The sequence below is a fragment of the Aphanothece microscopica RSMan92 genome (assembly GCF_046613545.2).
Classification (GTDB): Bacteria; Cyanobacteriota; Cyanobacteriia; order PCC-6307; family Cyanobiaceae; genus NIES-981.
Window position 1 is genome coordinate 12,192 of record NZ_JBKKKY020000038.1, and the last position, 14,953, is coordinate 27,144.

15 protein-coding genes, 1 rRNA gene and 1 pseudogene are annotated in these 14,953 nt (G+C 65.7%); 5 read left to right on the forward strand and 12 right to left on the reverse strand.

From position 1 onward, the window contains the following. Positions 1 to 37: 37 nt before the first annotated feature. From ACLD7X_RS10905 to ACLD7X_RS10945, 9 genes and pseudogenes are all read right to left on the reverse strand, one after another. Positions 38 to 1,213, reverse strand: a complete 1,176-nt coding sequence (locus ACLD7X_RS10905; RefSeq protein WP_412007285.1) for a glycosyltransferase — start codon at positions 1,211 to 1,213, stop codon at positions 38 to 40. A gap of 4 nt (positions 1,214 to 1,217) precedes the next feature. Continuing rightward, the gene (locus tag ACLD7X_RS10910; protein WP_412007284.1) at positions 1,218 to 2,021 is read right to left on the reverse strand and encodes a TylF/MycF/NovP-related O-methyltransferase; all 804 of its coding nucleotides are present in this window, start codon (positions 2,019 to 2,021) and stop codon (positions 1,218 to 1,220) included. Positions 2,022 to 2,174: 153 nt separating this feature from the next. After that, positions 2,175 to 4,067, reverse strand: a complete 1,893-nt coding sequence (locus ACLD7X_RS10915) for an ABC transporter ATP-binding protein (protein WP_411423662.1) — start codon at positions 4,065 to 4,067, stop codon at positions 2,175 to 2,177. Between the two features lie 206 nt (positions 4,068 to 4,273). Beyond that, positions 4,274 to 4,444: a DegT/DnrJ/EryC1/StrS family aminotransferase gene (locus tag ACLD7X_RS10920; protein WP_411423677.1), complete on the reverse strand. Its 171-nt coding sequence runs from the start codon at positions 4,442 to 4,444 to the stop codon at positions 4,274 to 4,276. A 22-nt stretch (positions 4,445 to 4,466) separates the two neighbouring features. Continuing rightward, positions 4,467 to 4,805: pseudogene (locus ACLD7X_RS10925) on the reverse strand (DegT/DnrJ/EryC1/StrS family aminotransferase); the annotation flags it as partial. Between the two features lie 197 nt (positions 4,806 to 5,002). After that, positions 5,003 to 5,188, reverse strand: a complete 186-nt coding sequence (locus ACLD7X_RS10930; protein ID WP_412007283.1) for a type II toxin-antitoxin system RelE family toxin — start codon at positions 5,186 to 5,188, stop codon at positions 5,003 to 5,005. Positions 5,189 to 5,234: 46 nt separating this feature from the next. Next, positions 5,235 to 5,456, reverse strand: a complete 222-nt coding sequence (locus tag ACLD7X_RS10935) for a ribbon-helix-helix protein, CopG family (RefSeq protein WP_411423665.1) — start codon at positions 5,454 to 5,456, stop codon at positions 5,235 to 5,237. Between the two features lie 260 nt (positions 5,457 to 5,716). Next, positions 5,717 to 6,028, reverse strand: a complete 312-nt coding sequence (locus ACLD7X_RS10940; protein WP_411423666.1) for a dual specificity protein phosphatase family protein — start codon at positions 6,026 to 6,028, stop codon at positions 5,717 to 5,719. Between the two features lie 55 nt (positions 6,029 to 6,083). Further along, on the reverse strand, positions 6,084 to 6,437 hold the full coding sequence (locus tag ACLD7X_RS10945) for an SLBB domain-containing protein (protein ID WP_411423667.1): 354 nt from the start codon (positions 6,435 to 6,437) through the stop codon (positions 6,084 to 6,086). 133 nt (positions 6,438 to 6,570) lie between these two features. On the opposite strand from ACLD7X_RS10945, the gene ACLD7X_RS10950 reads away from it, so the two are divergent. Both ACLD7X_RS10950 and ACLD7X_RS10955 read left to right on the forward strand, forming a co-directional pair. After that, positions 6,571 to 6,843 carry a hypothetical protein gene (locus ACLD7X_RS10950; protein WP_412007282.1) on the forward strand — a complete coding sequence of 91 codons (273 nt, stop codon included), beginning with the start codon at positions 6,571 to 6,573 and terminating at the stop codon, positions 6,841 to 6,843. 47 nt (positions 6,844 to 6,890) lie between these two features. Beyond that, on the forward strand, positions 6,891 to 7,133 hold the full coding sequence (locus ACLD7X_RS10955; protein ID WP_412007281.1) for a hypothetical protein: 243 nt from the start codon (positions 6,891 to 6,893) through the stop codon (positions 7,131 to 7,133). 61 nt (positions 7,134 to 7,194) lie between these two features. Here ACLD7X_RS10955 and ACLD7X_RS10960 read toward each other — a convergent pair whose 3' ends face one another. Both ACLD7X_RS10960 and ACLD7X_RS10965 read right to left on the reverse strand, forming a co-directional pair. Beyond that, positions 7,195 to 7,656: a protein-tyrosine phosphatase family protein gene (locus ACLD7X_RS10960; protein ID WP_411423670.1), complete on the reverse strand. Its 462-nt coding sequence runs from the start codon at positions 7,654 to 7,656 to the stop codon at positions 7,195 to 7,197. 17 nt (positions 7,657 to 7,673) lie between these two features. Next, positions 7,674 to 8,930 carry an SLBB domain-containing protein gene (locus ACLD7X_RS10965; RefSeq protein ID WP_411423671.1) on the reverse strand — a complete coding sequence of 419 codons (1,257 nt, stop codon included), beginning with the start codon at positions 8,928 to 8,930 and terminating at the stop codon, positions 7,674 to 7,676. A gap of 536 nt (positions 8,931 to 9,466) precedes the next feature. Between ACLD7X_RS10965 and ACLD7X_RS10970 the strand changes: the two genes are divergently transcribed. The 3 genes from ACLD7X_RS10970 (at position 9,467) to polA (ending at position 14,738) form a co-directional block, all read left to right on the forward strand. Continuing rightward, the gene (locus ACLD7X_RS10970; RefSeq protein ID WP_412007280.1) at positions 9,467 to 10,657 is read left to right on the forward strand and encodes a hypothetical protein; all 1,191 of its coding nucleotides are present in this window, start codon (positions 9,467 to 9,469) and stop codon (positions 10,655 to 10,657) included. Between the two features lie 67 nt (positions 10,658 to 10,724). Next, the gene (locus tag ACLD7X_RS10975) at positions 10,725 to 11,618 is read left to right on the forward strand and encodes a hypothetical protein (protein WP_411423674.1); all 894 of its coding nucleotides are present in this window, start codon (positions 10,725 to 10,727) and stop codon (positions 11,616 to 11,618) included. A gap of 60 nt (positions 11,619 to 11,678) precedes the next feature. Further along, the gene (gene polA, locus ACLD7X_RS10980) at positions 11,679 to 14,738 is read left to right on the forward strand and encodes a DNA polymerase I (protein WP_411423675.1); all 3,060 of its coding nucleotides are present in this window, start codon (positions 11,679 to 11,681) and stop codon (positions 14,736 to 14,738) included. Between the two features lie 115 nt (positions 14,739 to 14,853). Here polA and rrf read toward each other — a convergent pair. Further along, positions 14,854 to 14,953: ribosomal RNA gene (rrf, locus tag ACLD7X_RS10985) — 5S ribosomal RNA — on the reverse strand; the annotation flags it as partial.

The following is a 14,953-nucleotide window of genomic DNA, read 5'->3' on the forward strand; positions in this document are numbered from 1 at the left end:
CCGACTACAACCCCTAATCATCCAAACAAGTAATCATCTATACAAGCGCCTTGACGAGCGCGCCTCTGACGGTCTCCTCAAACCTCTGCTCATTGAAACTCTTCAATGCATACTCAGCAATACGATCACCCCTCGTTCTCAATTCAGAGGGTGTCATATTAGAAACCGCATTAACAGCCTGAAGAATCGTCCCTTTCCATACATTCTTCAAGACTATTCCATCTACGGAAACGTCAATGCCGCTCTCTCTGGTGACGATGGGAATCAGACCTGCCTGCATAGTCGTGACAACAGCACCTGGGCTGCCATCGGATGCGCTAAGGAATAAATGCGCTGAAGACTTGGCCAGAATTCCACTGAACACTTTACCAGAGATGTCCAAAAAACCATAAAACTTGATATTTGTACAACGACAGAGAATATCAGTGTATGCAAGCCAGAATTCCTGCTCATGCTCTATACCCCCAACAACATGCAATGTCAAGTCTGGCCTGTCGGAAAAGATCTCTATCAACAGATCCAATCCTCTATGTATGGCACCAAAGCTTGCAAACCAAAGAAACTCTCTTGAATCTCTGTTCTGTAGAGGCAAAGAATAGATCTTGGGCGCATTGAATACATCACAGTTTGCGATAAGGGAAAGAGGTGCCCTTGTCTTTGTGCGATACGTGCTTGAGACCCACTCATTACCATTCACAAAAATAAAGTCAGCACAGCAAGGGCCTTTGTCAGTGCGTCGCCTATATCTAAGTTTGCCCACAATTCCTGTCCTCAACCCAAAGGATCTCAGCCTTCTACGTTCTCCCCTGATTGCTTGGGAATTGTCTGCGCCAGTAGCCAGAAAAATCTTCGTGACGCCTAGCTTGGATGCTTGACATACTCTTTCGAAGGCAATTCCTTGGCCAATTATGACTTGATATTCCTTCGACTGAGGCGGAGCTGGATTCATCCAGTCTGTTACATCAACAGAAAAGCCAAGGCTGCCAAGAATATCAACAAGAATGCAAGCACGTCGGAGATTGCTATGTCGAGCTAGATTGGAATGCAGAAAGCCTGGAGAAAACGGTTCAGCCACCCAAAGGACAAGCGCTCTCTTGTTATTATCACCACCATTAACATTATAATATACATCTTTGGGTGGGTAGGAGTCCGAGTTCAGCGGCTCAGCACCCCAATACAAGCTGCGATAAAGGTATTTGAACAGATTGAGCATTTTACTATCTCTTAATGAGCAACCTTGCTGCGTGATCAATACGATTGAACAATATCGGCTGCCCCATAAAAAACTCATCAACAGCCTTTTTCTGGCCTTGCCAATGGCCATAATCATCCACAATTAGCACTCCGCATTGCGCAAGCAAGGGATAGAGATATAGCAATTCCTGCTTTGTTGATAAATAAAAGTCAGTATCAAGTCGAAGCAGAGAGATCGCCCCCGGAAGAACCCTTGGCAGGGTTTCCTCCACATTGCCCTTGACGAAATGTATCTTATTCTCAGGATATCCAGTTCCAAGAACATTCTCCCTAACTTCCTCTAGCGGAGCGTAACACCACTTATTGTGGCCCTGTCCAATATTGTCTTTCCACCTAGGCAAAGCGCCCTCACCTGCGTAGTCTACGTCATGCTTCGATGGCATAGGCAAGCCAGCAAAAGTGTCATACAGATAAATTTCTCGGTCGCATACACCAAGCTCAAGCAATGTATAGATTGCTTGCATTATGCTCCCGCCACGCCAAACCCCACATTCCACTATCGATCCGATAACATCCGCCGCCACAAGGTATTCAATGCTTTTGTAAATCGAATACATGCGCTCGATGGAGGTCATCGTGAAGCGCTCGCATTGAGAATATATAGACATAAATCTGTTGTCGACGCGAATATCCACCTCTTCTTCCTCAAGAAGCAGTTTTAAATGCTTTACGCTTGAAATCTCAGGATATCGACGCTTCGCCCACTGATCCAACACGCTTTCATGAATTATATGATATCCACGAGACTCTAGCAACCGAAAAACCACTTGTCTAAGCATTGGCTTTGTCCAGGCTTTGCGTTTTCAAGTTCCAAGGTCACCGGGGAAGACTCCTGCACACTCTCGCAGAAGCCATTCACTTGAAGCAAGTTTAGAACGAAAAGGAGTAAGGGGATTGGATTAAATCAACAGGTGCCATAGTCACTTAAACTCTCGTCGAGTCTCTTGCCCCCCAGTCTCAGCCTGCTGGGCCCAGGCTCGGGCATAGCCCCCCCCCCGGGCGAACAGTTCGGCATGGATGCCGCGCTCCAGCACCTGGCCGCGATCCAGCACGAGGATCTGATCGGCCTTCACGATCGTGCTCAGCCGGTGGGCGATCACCAGCACCGTGTGCTCCCGTTCGAACGCCTCGATTGCCTGCTGCACCAGCCGCTCACTGGCCGAATCCAGAGCGCTGGTGGCCTCATCCAGGATCAGCAGCTCCGGATCCCGCAGAAACGCCCGCGCCAACGAGATCCGCTGCCGCTGGCCGCCGCTGAGCCGGTAGCCCCGCTCACCGATCAGGGTGTCGTAGCCCTCGGGCAGCTCCTCGATGAAGCCAGCCGCCTGAGCGCGCGCTGCCGCGGCCGCGATCGCCTTCCGGTTGGCACCCAGGCAACCGAAGCCGATGTTCTCGGCCAGGGTGGCATTGAACAGAAACGTGTCCTGGCTCACCACACCCAGCCGCCGCTGCCAGCTGGCCAGATCCAGCTCACGCAGATCCACACCATCGATCAGGATCCGGCCCTCCGTGGGCTCATAGAGGCCAGCCAGCAGATCGGCGATCGAGCTCTTGCCTGCCCCGCTGGCCCCCACCAGCGCCACCGTGCGACCCCGGTGGATCTCCAGATCGATGCCGCGCAGCACCCAGGGCCGATCGGATCCGTAGCGCAGGCCCACACCCTCGAGGCGGATGCCGTGCCGCAGCCCCGCAAACGGCACGCCGCCCAGTCGGCGGAACTGCTTGTCCTCGGATCTCAGGAAGTCATTGAGCCGCTCCAGGTTCGCCGCATTGGCGCTGAGGCTCGTGTAGGAGCCGGCGATGCCGCTCAGGGCCATGTTCAGCCGCTGCAGCGCCAGCACGAACACCACAAGGCTGGGCAGCACTCCTGAGGCGCGGGTGCCGAAAGCCAGCACGCTCACGATGGCGATCACGGCGATGGCCAGCAGGGGCAGCAGCTCACTGATCGGCGCGAGCACCGCCAGCAACAGCGCCTGGCGGTGCTGGGCCGCCTCCTGCTCTCCCAGCTGATCCTGAAAGTTGGCATCGGCCGCCTCCAGCCAGCCGAGGCTGTGCAGCAGCCGCAGCCCCTGGATGGTTTCGGTAAGCCGGCTGCTGATCACCACGCTCACCGCCGTGAGCCGGTCGGCCGTGCGACGGATGCGCGGCAACAGTTGCTTCTGCAGCAGCACCACCACCAGGGCGATGAGGGCGGCAGCCAGCAGCAGCCAGGGGGAGAGGCTGATCAGCACCGCCAGGTAGGTGAGACCCATCACCACCTGGCTGAACAGATTGTTCGTGGCCTGAATTTCGGTTTGCACCGTGCCAGGGGCAGCACCGGCCTGCTCGGTGAGGTCACCCACCCGGTAGCCGCTGGCGCAGGCGAAGCTCAGGGCGGTGATGCGGCTGTGGATCAGGCCGCGGATGCGGTGGTTGCAACGGGCCGTGAACCAGCCCACGCTCACGCTGTTGAGAAACTGCAGCAGCGCCTGGACCAGCTTCAGGGCCACCGCTAGCAGGATAAGCCCCACGAACAGCCGCGTGGGCGCCAGGCCCTCCAGCCAGGCCACCAGCGCCGGCAGCCCCGAGATCAACGGCTTGGTCTGCCAGTTCACCTGGCCGCCGCTGCCCTGGCCGAGCAGATCCACCGCCAGGAACACCGTGGCCAGGCTGGCCGCCTCCAGCACCGCCCGGCCCAGGTTGCAGGCCGTGGCCAGCAGCAGCAGCTTCCACTGATCCAGCGCCGTGCGCCGGATCAGCCGCGAGGCCGGCTCCTGGCTCAGCTGCACCCCCAGGGTGCGGGCGAGCTGGGGTAGCCAGACCGTTCGGTGCATGCGCAGAGGGGGGCTCGTGGGTGCCGGAGGTTGCGCTGCATCAGGCGATCAGCAGTCGCACTCTGCCGCGAGCTCAGCGTCGATGGCGGCCTTGCTGCGTGGCCTCGGCGAAGCCGGCTGGCTCAGCAGCCATGAGATTGCAGCACTGAAACCAGTGCTGAGCGGCGGTTCCGCCTGGGGCTCAGGCGGGTGGTCTGGGGATGAGGTCATCGGTCAAAGGCCCCATGGATGGCGCCGCAGATGCGTTCCACATCGGCCATGGCCAGGACGGGATAGATCGGCAGGCAGAGCACCTGCCGCGCCACCCGGGCCGCCACCGGATAGCGGGCCGGATCGGCGCTGGCATTGAAGCGGGAGTACTGAAACTCCGGAATCAGCGGGTGGAAGTAGCGCCTCGGCCACCGCCCGGCGCTCGGCGATCGCCGCCTCGATCACCGGCAGCTGGGCCAGCCCCACCGCCGCGTGCAGTTCGCTGATCTTGGCGTTGATGCCGTAGGCGGCCACCGTGAGCTCATCCACGAAGCCGAAGTTCTTGAGCCGGACGATCCGCTTCTTGGTCTTGGCGTCGGGGCTCACGATCCCCCCGCCTTCGAAGGTGGTGAACACCTTGGTGGCATGGAAGCTGAGGATCGAGAGATCGCCCTGCCTCAGCAGCTTCGTCACCTCCGCCAGCGGCGGCAGGTGCGGGCGGGTCACATAGACGGGGTCGTGACTGGGGTCGTCGGTGGGGTCGGTCATGGCGTCACTCCAGCACCAGCAGCTGCCCAAGCAGCGCCGGCCTGGGCGCCCGGACGCCAGGTGGCAGGCCCGTTGAATGAAATCTGCTCGCCGCAAGAGAAGGTCCTCCGACAGGCTGACGGATTCTCAGCCTGCAGACACCAGATCGGGTGTGCCTGCAGCCCGAAAAACGGTCATGCGGCGGCGGCAGCAACATCTCAGCGATAGACCTCGCGGCGATGGCCGATGCGCACCACCAGGATCACCAGTTCGCTGCGCTGCCATTCGTAGACCACGCGGTAGTGGCCCACACGCAAGCGCCGCAGGCCTTCGAATTCACCCTTGAGGGCAGAGCCCGCGGCAGGGGTGTCGCAGAGCAGGTCGATCGCCTCAACCACCCGCACGCGATCAGCCTTGGGCAGTGCAGCCAGCGCTTTTGCTGCAGAACGCTTAATCCGCAGCGAGCAGCGCATCGCGCACCTCAGCCCAGTCGAGAACGGGGTCGGCCGGGTCCTTCAGGGTTGCCACGCCGCAGCGCAGATCCTCGATGTCATCGAGGTAATACTCGATCGCCTGGCGAATGATGTCGGCACGGCAGCGGTTGAGCTGCTGGGCCGCCGCATCGAGCTCAGCACCAAGGGCATCGGGCAGCCGAGCCGTGACCTGAACCATGGGAACACCGCGAAGTTGCGGAGATGTCAGTGACATCATCCTAGGGCCGGAGGCCGTCCCGGGCCTGGTGGGGCTGGCGCTCCTGGCGGCTCAGGGGGAAGCCTCTCCACACGGCTTACTGATTTCGGGCGTTCGCAGGGGCTCGCTAGCCACACCTAGGGCGTCATGGCTGGGCGGACGCGAGCTGGGCTCCAACGTCTCGTTCCAGGCTCATTCAATCAGCATTCCGACGAATTGTCCGCGTTTGACGCCCAGGAATTTCAGGCGGCCAGGGCACCGGCCTGCCAGGCCCGCAGGGCCGCCAGCTGCTCCGCCTGGGGACGGCTGGCTGGATGCACCTCCCGCAGGTATTCCAGCGCGGCCTGCAGGTCCAGCCGCCGCTGCTGCATCAGCCAGGCCATCGCCACCAGCGGCGAGCGCTCCAGGCCCGCCTGGCAATGCAGGTACACCGGCCCTTCCCGCAGCAGCGCCTCCAGCGCCACCACAGCGGCCGGCAGCGGAAACGCTCCTCCAGCTGCGGCGGGGGGGGGAGCTTCCTCCCGTGAGCAGAGGCTCAGCACACCCTGCAGCACAGCTCCTGCTTCAGCACCCAGCTCAACCGGAACACCATCGCCGCTCGCCTCCGGATCAGTTGCTGCTGTCGAGCAGCCGGAACAGGGTGAGCACGTTCACCAGCCCACTGAGCGGATCGCTCACCGCCCGGATCGCATCGCTGCTCACCGCATAGCGGCTGCGCCCCACGATCACCGTATCGCCGTCCACCAGGGGGGGATTCTTGTCGGCGGAGACATCCTCGCCGTAGTCGAGCCTGAAGGTGCGGCGCATGGCGCTGCCGTTGCGGTTGATCCGCACCAGCTCCACGTTCTTCTTGTTGGCCCGCCAGTCCTGGATGCCGCCCGCCGCCAGGATCGCCTTCGTCAGCGAGGTGTTGGCCGGCAGGCTCAGGTTGCCCGGCGCCTTCACCTCACCCGCCACGTTCACGCGGATTGCGACCGTTGCCGCGGATCACGGACAACCCCTCCTGACCCGCACCGGAATGTCGGGGTTGCAAAGACCAGATGCGACAAAGCTGGAGTTTCAACTCGTAGCATGACGGCATGAAACCGCTGCAAGCATGAAAACCGTCAAGCGCGTTGGTGCCAGTGGGCAGATCTCGCTGGGCAAGGAGTTCGCCGGTCGAACCGTGCTCATCGACAACACCGAGCCCGGGGTCTGGGTGATCAAAACAGCCCAGACCATTCCCGACTCTGAGCTTTGGCTGCATCATCCGGAGGCTGCGGCGCGGCTCGATCGGGCGGTGACGGCCATGGCCCGGCCGCCGGAGGAAGCTGACCTCGATGCCCTTGAGCAGCACCTCCGCCGCGATCCTCACGGCAGCCGGTGGTGATTCGGCTCGACCTCAACAATCCAGAGTTTCAAGCCAACCTTCTCGGCTTGGCGAAACAGGAGGCCTGGGCTGTGCTCAAGACCCTGCGCCTGCTTCAGGCCATGAACTGGGAGCAACTTCAAAACAGCAAGGGGCTGCGCTGGGAGCTGATCCAAAGCCGCCAGGGACCTGGCGGTGAACGGCTCTATTCCTTGAGGATCAGCCGCAGCTGTCGCGCCGTGGCCTGGCGCGATGGCTCATGGCTGCGACTTCTGTCGCTCCATCCCGATCACGACTCGGCCTATCGCTGAGGGGGAATGGCGTGGATGGGAGCTCATTTGGCGCTTTGACCGCGTTGGTGGCCCAGGAGTTTCAGGCGGCCAGGGCGCCGGCATGCCAGGCCCGCAGGGCCGCCAGCTGCTCGGCCTGGGGGCGGCTGGCCGGGTGCACCTCCCGCAGGTACTCCAGCGCCGCCTGCAGATCCAACCGGCGGTGCCGCATCAGCCAGGCCATCGCCACCAGCGGCGAGCGCTCCAGGCCCGCCTGGCAGTGCAGGTACACCGGGCCCTCCCGCAGCAGCGCCTCCAGTGCCGTCACAGCGGCCTGCAGCTCGCCGGGCTCCGGGGCCCGGCCGCTGTGGCTGTCGGGCAGCACCAGCCGCCGGCAGCGGAAGCGCTCCTCCAGCTGCGGTGGTGGGGGGGCTTCCTCCCGCGCGCAGAGGCTCAGCACCCCCTGCAGCCCGGCGTTCTCGAGCAGGTCGAGATGGCGCGGCCGCTGCGGCGCCCGCCCCAGGGCCAGCTCCTGCTTCAGCACCCAGCTCAACCGGAACACCATCGCCGCTCGCCTCCGGATCAGTTGCTGCTGTCGAGCAGCCGGAACAGGGTGAGCACGTTCACCAGGCCGCTGAGCGGATCGCTCACCGCCCGGATCGCATCACTGCTCACCGCATAGCGGCTGCGGCCCACGATCACCGTATCGCCGTCCACCAGGGGGGGGTTCTTGTCGGCGGAGACATCCTCGCCGTAGTCGAGCCTGAAGGTGCGGCGCATGGCGCTGCCGTTGCGGTTGATCCGCACCAGCTCCACGTTCTTCTTGTTGGCCCGCCAGTCCTGGATGCCGCCCGCCGCCAGGATCGCCTTCGTCAACGAGGTGTTGGCGGGAAGGCTCAGGTTGCCCGGCGATTTCACCTCACCCGCCACGTTCACGCGGATGTCGGTGGGCGCCAGGGTGGTGGCGGCCACCTCCACGGCGGTCTCCACCGACTCCTCCTCCACCCGCTGCACCTTGATCGTGTCGCCGTCGAACAGCAGCGGGTTCTGGCCCTGGTCGCCGTCGCGCACCAGCGCCAGCAGATCCACCCGCGCCCGCTTGAAGCGGGGTGTGGTGCCCGGCATGCGGCGCTGCAGCGACACTGAGCGCAGATTGGCGGTGGGGGTGACGCCGCCGGCCTTCTGGATCGCGTCCACCAGGGTCGGCAGGCCGGTGATCGCCACGCCCACCTGGGTGTTGGAGGCCTCCGAGGTGGTGAGCGTGTACAGCCCCGGCCGCTTCACCTCCCCCACCAGCGCCACCCGCAGCGGCCGCGGCCGCGTCACGCTCAGCTGCAGGCTGGGGCGCTGCAGGTGCTGGCGGTAGAGCATCTCCAGCCAGAGGCTGGCCTGCGACAGGGTGAGCCCCACCAGCTCCACGTTGCCGACCAGCGGCAGCGAGGCGGTGCCGTCATTGAGGATGTCGATCGGGCCGCTCAGGTCCGAGGCGGCCAGGAAGCGCAGGTTGAGCCCGTCACCGGCTCCCAGGATGTAGGCGTCCTCCTGCACCGGAGGCTTCTGCTCCACCTCCTGCCAGCCCATCCCCCCCGCCGGTGCGGGCGCCGTGGCTGGCGTGGGGGCTGACGGGCGGGCCGGGGCCGGCCGGGGACTTGAACGTGGTGTGGCTACAGGCTGGGCCGGGGCCGGTTGGACGGGTGCTGGTTGCAGCGGAGCCGGTTCGATCTCCAGCTGCAGCTGGGCCCGCGCCGGGCCGGCGGGAAGCAGCAACCCGGCGCTCAGCAGCCCTGCCATCAGAGCGGAACGCCCCCGGGGGGGCTGGGCGCTCGCATGTATGACCATCGGGGCTGCAGGTACCGGCGGCATGGTGCCACGCGCGGGCAGCTCGTGCCGTAGCGACCCCTGCAGCGAGGAACTCATGAGCTCAGGACACGGCTGCGCCCGAGCCCCCGTGTCACGGCAAACGGGGGTCCGCCCGCCTGGCTGCAGGATTGGAGCCTGGGCTGATCTCTGGGCCGGGAGCCGCTCCCGCCTGAACCGAGGTCTGCCTGGGGACACAGGCCGGCGCCGCGCCACCACCCTGGCCGTCGGCCGACGGGGCGCCAGAGCCGGCTGGTGCCGCTTCGATCGCAAAGGTCATCTCGGCCCGCGCCGGGGAAGCGGCCAGCAAGAGGCCAGCCGCCAGGGCAGGCAACAGCCGCGCCGCCAGCAGGACAGGGCCGGACCGGGAATGGACGGCGGCGTGCATCGACGGTTGCTGGGACAGCTGCTGGGGCGTCCGGAATCGTGCCACACCCCAAGGGGCCATGGGGTAGCGACGCCGGCAGCAGCAGCTTCCCACCATCGATACATTGGCGCAGTTTCTGTAAGCCCTCCGCGTGGCCGCCCGGGTGCCCGTTTCCTCCCTGGCACCCCTGGCGCTCCTGGCCACGCTGCTGCCCCAGCTGCTCGCACCCCCCGCGGCCGCTGAGCCCGTGGCCACACCCCTGGTCTGGGAAGCGGTGCCGGGCCCGTCAGACGCCCCCGCGCCCTCGGCCCTCCGCTGGCAGCCGGTGCCGTCAGGCGGCGCGCCCAGCCCCCCGGTCATGGCGCCCATGCTCACCACGACCACCACGGCCACGGCCCCTGCCCTGCGCTGGTCGGTGGTGCCGGACGACGAAGTCATCACCCCGCAGATGGCGGCCGAGAGCCAGCCCCCCGATCCCCCCGAACTCGCTGAGGAGAAACCTCCCGCCATGCCGGAGGTGCGCAACCTCGCCCGCGGCATCACCGTGAACGGCGATCCCTTCCCGGACATCGCCCTGCAGGTGCCCAACGGTTTTGCGGCGGATCCGGAGTTCCTCGTGTCCACCACGCTCCTGGGCGTGACCCGCACCCGCAGCTGCAACACCGCCAACGTCGAGGACAGCCTCGATTGCGCCGACATGGAAGGCGACATCTTCCTCACCCCCTTCCGCAGTGCCAGCGCCAGCCTCGGCTTCCAGTGGACCGTGCAGAGCCTCTCCGGCCGCAATGGGGGCACCTCCCAATTCTCCGCCCAGAGCCTCGGCTTTCGCGCCGCCGTGAACCTCACCCCCACCACCGGTCTGGCCTTCGGCGGCGAGCACATCGTGCAGCTCGACAGCAGCACCGATCTCGGCCGCAATTTCTATCTGGTGCTCTCCCAGGCCATCCCGCTGCGGGGTGGCCCCAACCCCTGGCTGGCCGTGAGCACGATGGGCATCGGCTCCGATTTCTTCGGGTATGGCGGCAACGGCGTGCTCGGCTCCACCAACTGCCTCAGCGGCAACAACATCAGCAGCCGCAACTACCCCGACGGCACCGATTGCTACTGGGGCCCGATCGGCTCCTTCAGCCTCGTCTTCGGCCGGCACCTGTCGATCGGCGCCGAGTGGTTCGGCTATGGCATCGGTGCAGGCCTTTCGGTGCGGCCCCTGCGCGACATCCCCTTCACCCTCTCGCTCTACGCCACCGATTTCCTCGGCAACACGCCCGACTACATCGAGGGCCTCTGCACCACTGACCCCTGCGAACCCCGCTACCTGGTGCGGGCCACGATGTCGTTCTGATCGGCTCGCAAGCTTGTCAAGCCAGTGATACTGGTTAGAACAATCAATCCCCCCGCACGCGCCGTCCATGCGCTTCGTTGTACCTGTGGCCGTGGCGACCGCAGCGGCGTTTGGGCTCCACACCCTGCCGGTCCGTGCCTTCCCCGGGGCCGCCATCAACCTCGTGCGGATCGACGCCGAGGGCATCCAACCCCTCCCCGACATCACCCGCGCCATCGACGCCTCCGTGGCCGCCACGATCGCCGCACGACAGCAGCGCAGCCAGGACAACCTTTCAGCCACCGCCGGGACCACAGCCGAAACCACCCCTGAGGCTCCTGTCAGGTCCACGGAACTGAGCCAGCTCCCGGCCGGAGGACCCAGCGGTTCCGCCCCCCCAGGCAGTGCCAGCACCGCGGCCATGCCCGAGGACATCGTCTTCCTCCTCTCCGGCGAAGACGACCTGGAGCTCACCCTCGCCAAACCCCTGCCCGCCAACGCCTCCGGGCCGATCCTGATCCGCGTCAGCGATACCGCCAGTGGGGGCGAAGGGCCGATCGTGGAGCGCATCCCCGTCACCTCGCCGCGCGTCTTCCTCTCCGACGATCGCCTCTTCATCTCGATCGATCCCGAGGCCCCGATCAGCACGGGGAGCATCGCGAGCGTGACCCTCCCCACGGCGCCGGGTGGCGCGCCGCCGCAGCTGATCAGCCCCAACCGCTTCCGGGTCGCGGAACCCGCCGTGGCGATGGAGCGCAAGGCCGCGCCCTGCCCGATCATCCCGCCGATCTCCTCCGCCGCGACTGCAGCCAGCTCCACGGCAGCCGCCAGTTCGGCTGCCGCCGCCGGTGCCGCCGCCGCCGCTCCGGCCTGGCTGGTCCCGGCGCTGCTCGCCGGCCTGGCCGCCATCGCCGTGGGGGCGGTGGCGATCGCCGGATCCAGGGGCGGCGGCAATGCCGGCACCGCCGCGGTCTCGAGGTAAGGCCGGCACCGTCCGGGTCTCGAACCGAACCCAACCCCTCTGCCAGGCTGGGGCCCAGCCATGGCAAGGACATCCGTGACGGCAGCAACAGCACCCACCGGCACGAAGCCGCTGCTGTTGCTGATCGACGGCCACTCCCTGGCCTTCCGCAGCTTCTACGCCTTCAGCAAGGGCGGTGAAGGGGGCCTGAGCACCGCGGCCGGCGTGCCCACCTCGGTGACCTACGGCTTTCTCAAGGCCCTGCTGGACCACTGCAAGGGGCTCGCCCCCCAGGGGCTGGTGGTGGCCTTCGACACGGCCGAACCCACCTTCCGCCACGACGCCGACGCGGCCTACAAGGCCCACCGCGACGAGGCCCCCGAGGCCTTCTTCGAGGACCTGGCCAACCTGCAGCGCATCCTGCAGGAGAACCTCGACATCCCCCTCTGCATGGCGCCGGGGTACGAGGCCGACGACGTGCTCGGCACCCTGGCCAGCCGCGCGGCATCCGATGGCTGGCGGGTGCGGATCCTCTCCGGCGACCGCGACCTCTTCCAGCTGGTGGATGACCAGCGCGACATCGCCGTGCTCTACATGGGGGGCGGCCCCTACGCAAAGAACGCCGGGCCGGTGGAGATCCGCCGCGAGGGCGTGATCGCCAGGCTGGGCGTCACCCCCGAAGAGGTGGTGGACCTCAAGGCCCTCACCGGCGACAGCAGCGACAACATCCCCGGCGTGAAGGGGGTCGGCCCGAAGACGGCGATCAACCTGCTGAAGGCCTTCGAGCACCTCGATGGGGTCTATGCGGCCCTGGAGGCGCTGGAGCAGGCGGGTCCGAAGGCCAAGGATCCCCGCGGGGTGCTCAAGGGGGCCCTGATCGGCCGGCTGCAGGACGACCGGGAGAACGCCTTCCGCTCGCGCATGCTCGCCGAGATCCTGGTGGACATCCCGCTGCCCGAGTCGCCCCGCCTGCAGCTCGGGGCCGTGGACACCGAGGGGCTGCGCGCCAGCCTCGAGGCGCTGGAGCTCAGCAGCCTGGTGAGGCAGGTGGACCGCTTCGCCCAGCTGTTCTCGGCCGAGCCTCCCGTCAGCTCATCCGCCAACTCCTCCGGCAGCCAGCCCGGCTCGGCAACGGAGGCTGGGCCGCCGGCGACTGCGCCATCTGAGCTCGCTGAGCACTCTGAGCACTCTGCGGAGCCTGGAGCGCCCGCGCCTGATTCGGACAGCGATCCTGGGCCACCGCTGCTGCATCCCGAACTGATCACCACCCCCGAGGCGCTGGCAGCCCTGATGCAGCGGCTCGAGGGCTGCAGGGATCCGGCCGCGCCCGTGGCCTTCGACACCGAAACCACCGCGCTGAACCCCTTCCAGGCCGAACTCGTCGGGATCGGCTTGGCCTGGGGAGAGGAGCCCGGCGCCCTGGCCTACATCCCGATCGGGCACCACCCTCCGGCCGCGGACGATCTGCTCAGCGAGCCTCCGCCGGCGCCCGAGCAGCTGCCGCTCGATCAGGTGCTGACGGCCCTGGCGCCCTGGCTGGCCAGCCCCGCCCACCCGAAGACGCTGCAGAACGCCAAATACGACCGCCTGGTGCTGCTGCGCCATGGCCTCGAGCTGCAGGGGGTGGTGATGGACACCCTGCTGGCCGATTACCTGCGCGATGCCAACGCCAAGCACGGCCTGGAGGTGCTGGCGGAGCGCAACTTCGGCTTCACCCCCACGAGCTACGCGGAGCTGGTGCCGAAGGGCACCACCATCGCCGCCGTTCCCATCAGCGCGGCGGCGCAGTACTGCGCCATGGATGTGCACGTGACCCGGCGGCTCACGCCGCTGCTGCGCACCCAGCTGGAGCAGCTCGGCCCCGCCCTGCTCCAGCTGCTCGAGCAGGTGGAGCTGCCGCTCGAGCCGGTGCTCGCCCTGATGGAAGCCACCGGCATCCGCATCGACACCGCCTATCTGCAGGAGCTCAGCGCCAAGCTGGCCGCCACCCTGCAGCGGCTGGAGGCCGAGGCGCGGGCGGCGGCGGCGGTGGACTTCAACCTGGCCAGCCCCAAACAACTCGGCGAACTGCTGTTCGACACCCTCGGGCTCGACCGCAAGAAATCGCGCAAGACGAAGACCGGCTGGAGCACCGATGCGGCCGTGCTGGAAAAGCTGGAAGACGACCATCCCGTCGTGCCCCTAGTGCTCGAGCACCGCACCCTCAGCAAGCTGCGCAGCACCTACGTGGATGCCCTTCCCGCCCTGGTGGAACCGGAAACCGGGCGGGTGCACACCGATTTCAACCAGGCCGTCACCGCCACCGGCCGGCTGAGCAGCAGCAATCCCAACCTGCAGAACATTCCCATCCGCACCGAATTCTCACGGCGGATCCGCAAGGCCTTCCTTCCCCAGGAGGGCTGGAGCCTGGTCAGTGCCGACTATTCCCAGATCGAGCTGCGGATCCTCACCCACCTCTCCGGCGAGGAGGTGCTGATCGAGGCCTACCGGAACGGCGACGATGTCCATGCCCTCACCGCTCGCCTGCTGCTCGAGAAGGAGTCGGTGAGCCCCGAGGAGCGGCGCCTGGGCAAGACGATCAACTTCGGTGTGATCTACGGCATGGGGGCCCAGCGCTTTGCCCGCGAAACCGGCGTCAGCCAGGCCGAAGCGAAGGACTTTCTCAGCCGCTACAGGCAGCGCTACCCCAGGGTGTTCGCCTTCCTGGAGCTGCAGGAGCGACTGGCCCTGAGCCGGGGGTATGTGGAGACGATTCTGGGCCGGCGTCGGCCGTTCCAGTTCGACCCCGGTGGGCTCGGCAGGCACCTCGGCAAGGATCCGCTCAGCATCGACCTGGAGGTGGCCCGCCGCGGCGGCATGGAGGCCCAGCAGCTGCGGGCCGCCGCCAACGCGCCGATCCAGGGCTCCAGCGCCGACATCATCAAGCTCGCCATGGTGCAGCTCCACCGGAGGCTGCAGGAAACGGCCCTGCCCGCCAGGCTGCTGTTGCAGGTGCACGACGAACTGGTACTGGAGGCGGCCCCCGAGGCCCTCGACGCCGTGGTGACCCTGACCCGCGAGACGATGGAGCAGGCGGTGAGCCTCAGCGTGCCGCTGCTGGTGGAAACGGGCGTGGGTCCCAACTGGATGGAAGCGAAGTAAGCCTGGGCTGCCCAAAAATCCCCACAACAAAGCCACCCCAGATGGGGTGGCTTTGGCTCCGCCCCAGCCCAGCAGTCCTGCTTGGCCAGAAGGCGGTTGTGGAGGCGAATGTTTTACCTGGCATCGACCTATTTTCTCAGGGGGCTACCCCCCAAATATCGTCGGCGCTGCAGCGTTTCACAGCCGAGTTCGAGATGGATCGGCGTGGTTCCACT

What these genes read in the sequence shown, in the direction of transcription:
- ACLD7X_RS10905 (WP_412007285.1), bottom strand. Translation starts at nt 1,213, where the DNA reads ATGCTCAATCTGTTCAAATACCTTTATCGCAGCTTGTATTGGGGTGCT.
- ACLD7X_RS10915 (WP_411423662.1), bottom strand. Translation starts at nt 4,067, where the DNA reads ATGCACCGAACGGTCTGGCTACCCCAGCTCGCCCGCACCCTGGGGGTG.
- ACLD7X_RS10935 (WP_411423665.1), bottom strand. Translation starts at nt 5,456, where the DNA reads ATGGTTCAGGTCACGGCTCGGCTGCCCGATGCCCTTGGTGCTGAGCTC.
- ACLD7X_RS10950 (WP_412007282.1), top strand. Translation starts at nt 6,571, where the DNA reads ATGAAAACCGTCAAGCGCGTTGGTGCCAGTGGGCAGATCTCGCTGGGC.
- ACLD7X_RS10960 (WP_411423670.1), bottom strand. Translation starts at nt 7,656, where the DNA reads ATGGTGTTCCGGTTGAGCTGGGTGCTGAAGCAGGAGCTGGCCCTGGGG.
- ACLD7X_RS10965 (WP_411423671.1), bottom strand. Translation starts at nt 8,930, where the DNA reads ATGGTCATACATGCGAGCGCCCAGCCCCCCCGGGGGCGTTCCGCTCTG.
- ACLD7X_RS10975 (WP_411423674.1), top strand. Translation starts at nt 10,725, where the DNA reads ATGCGCTTCGTTGTACCTGTGGCCGTGGCGACCGCAGCGGCGTTTGGG.
- polA (WP_411423675.1), top strand. Translation starts at nt 11,679, where the DNA reads ATGGCAAGGACATCCGTGACGGCAGCAACAGCACCCACCGGCACGAAG.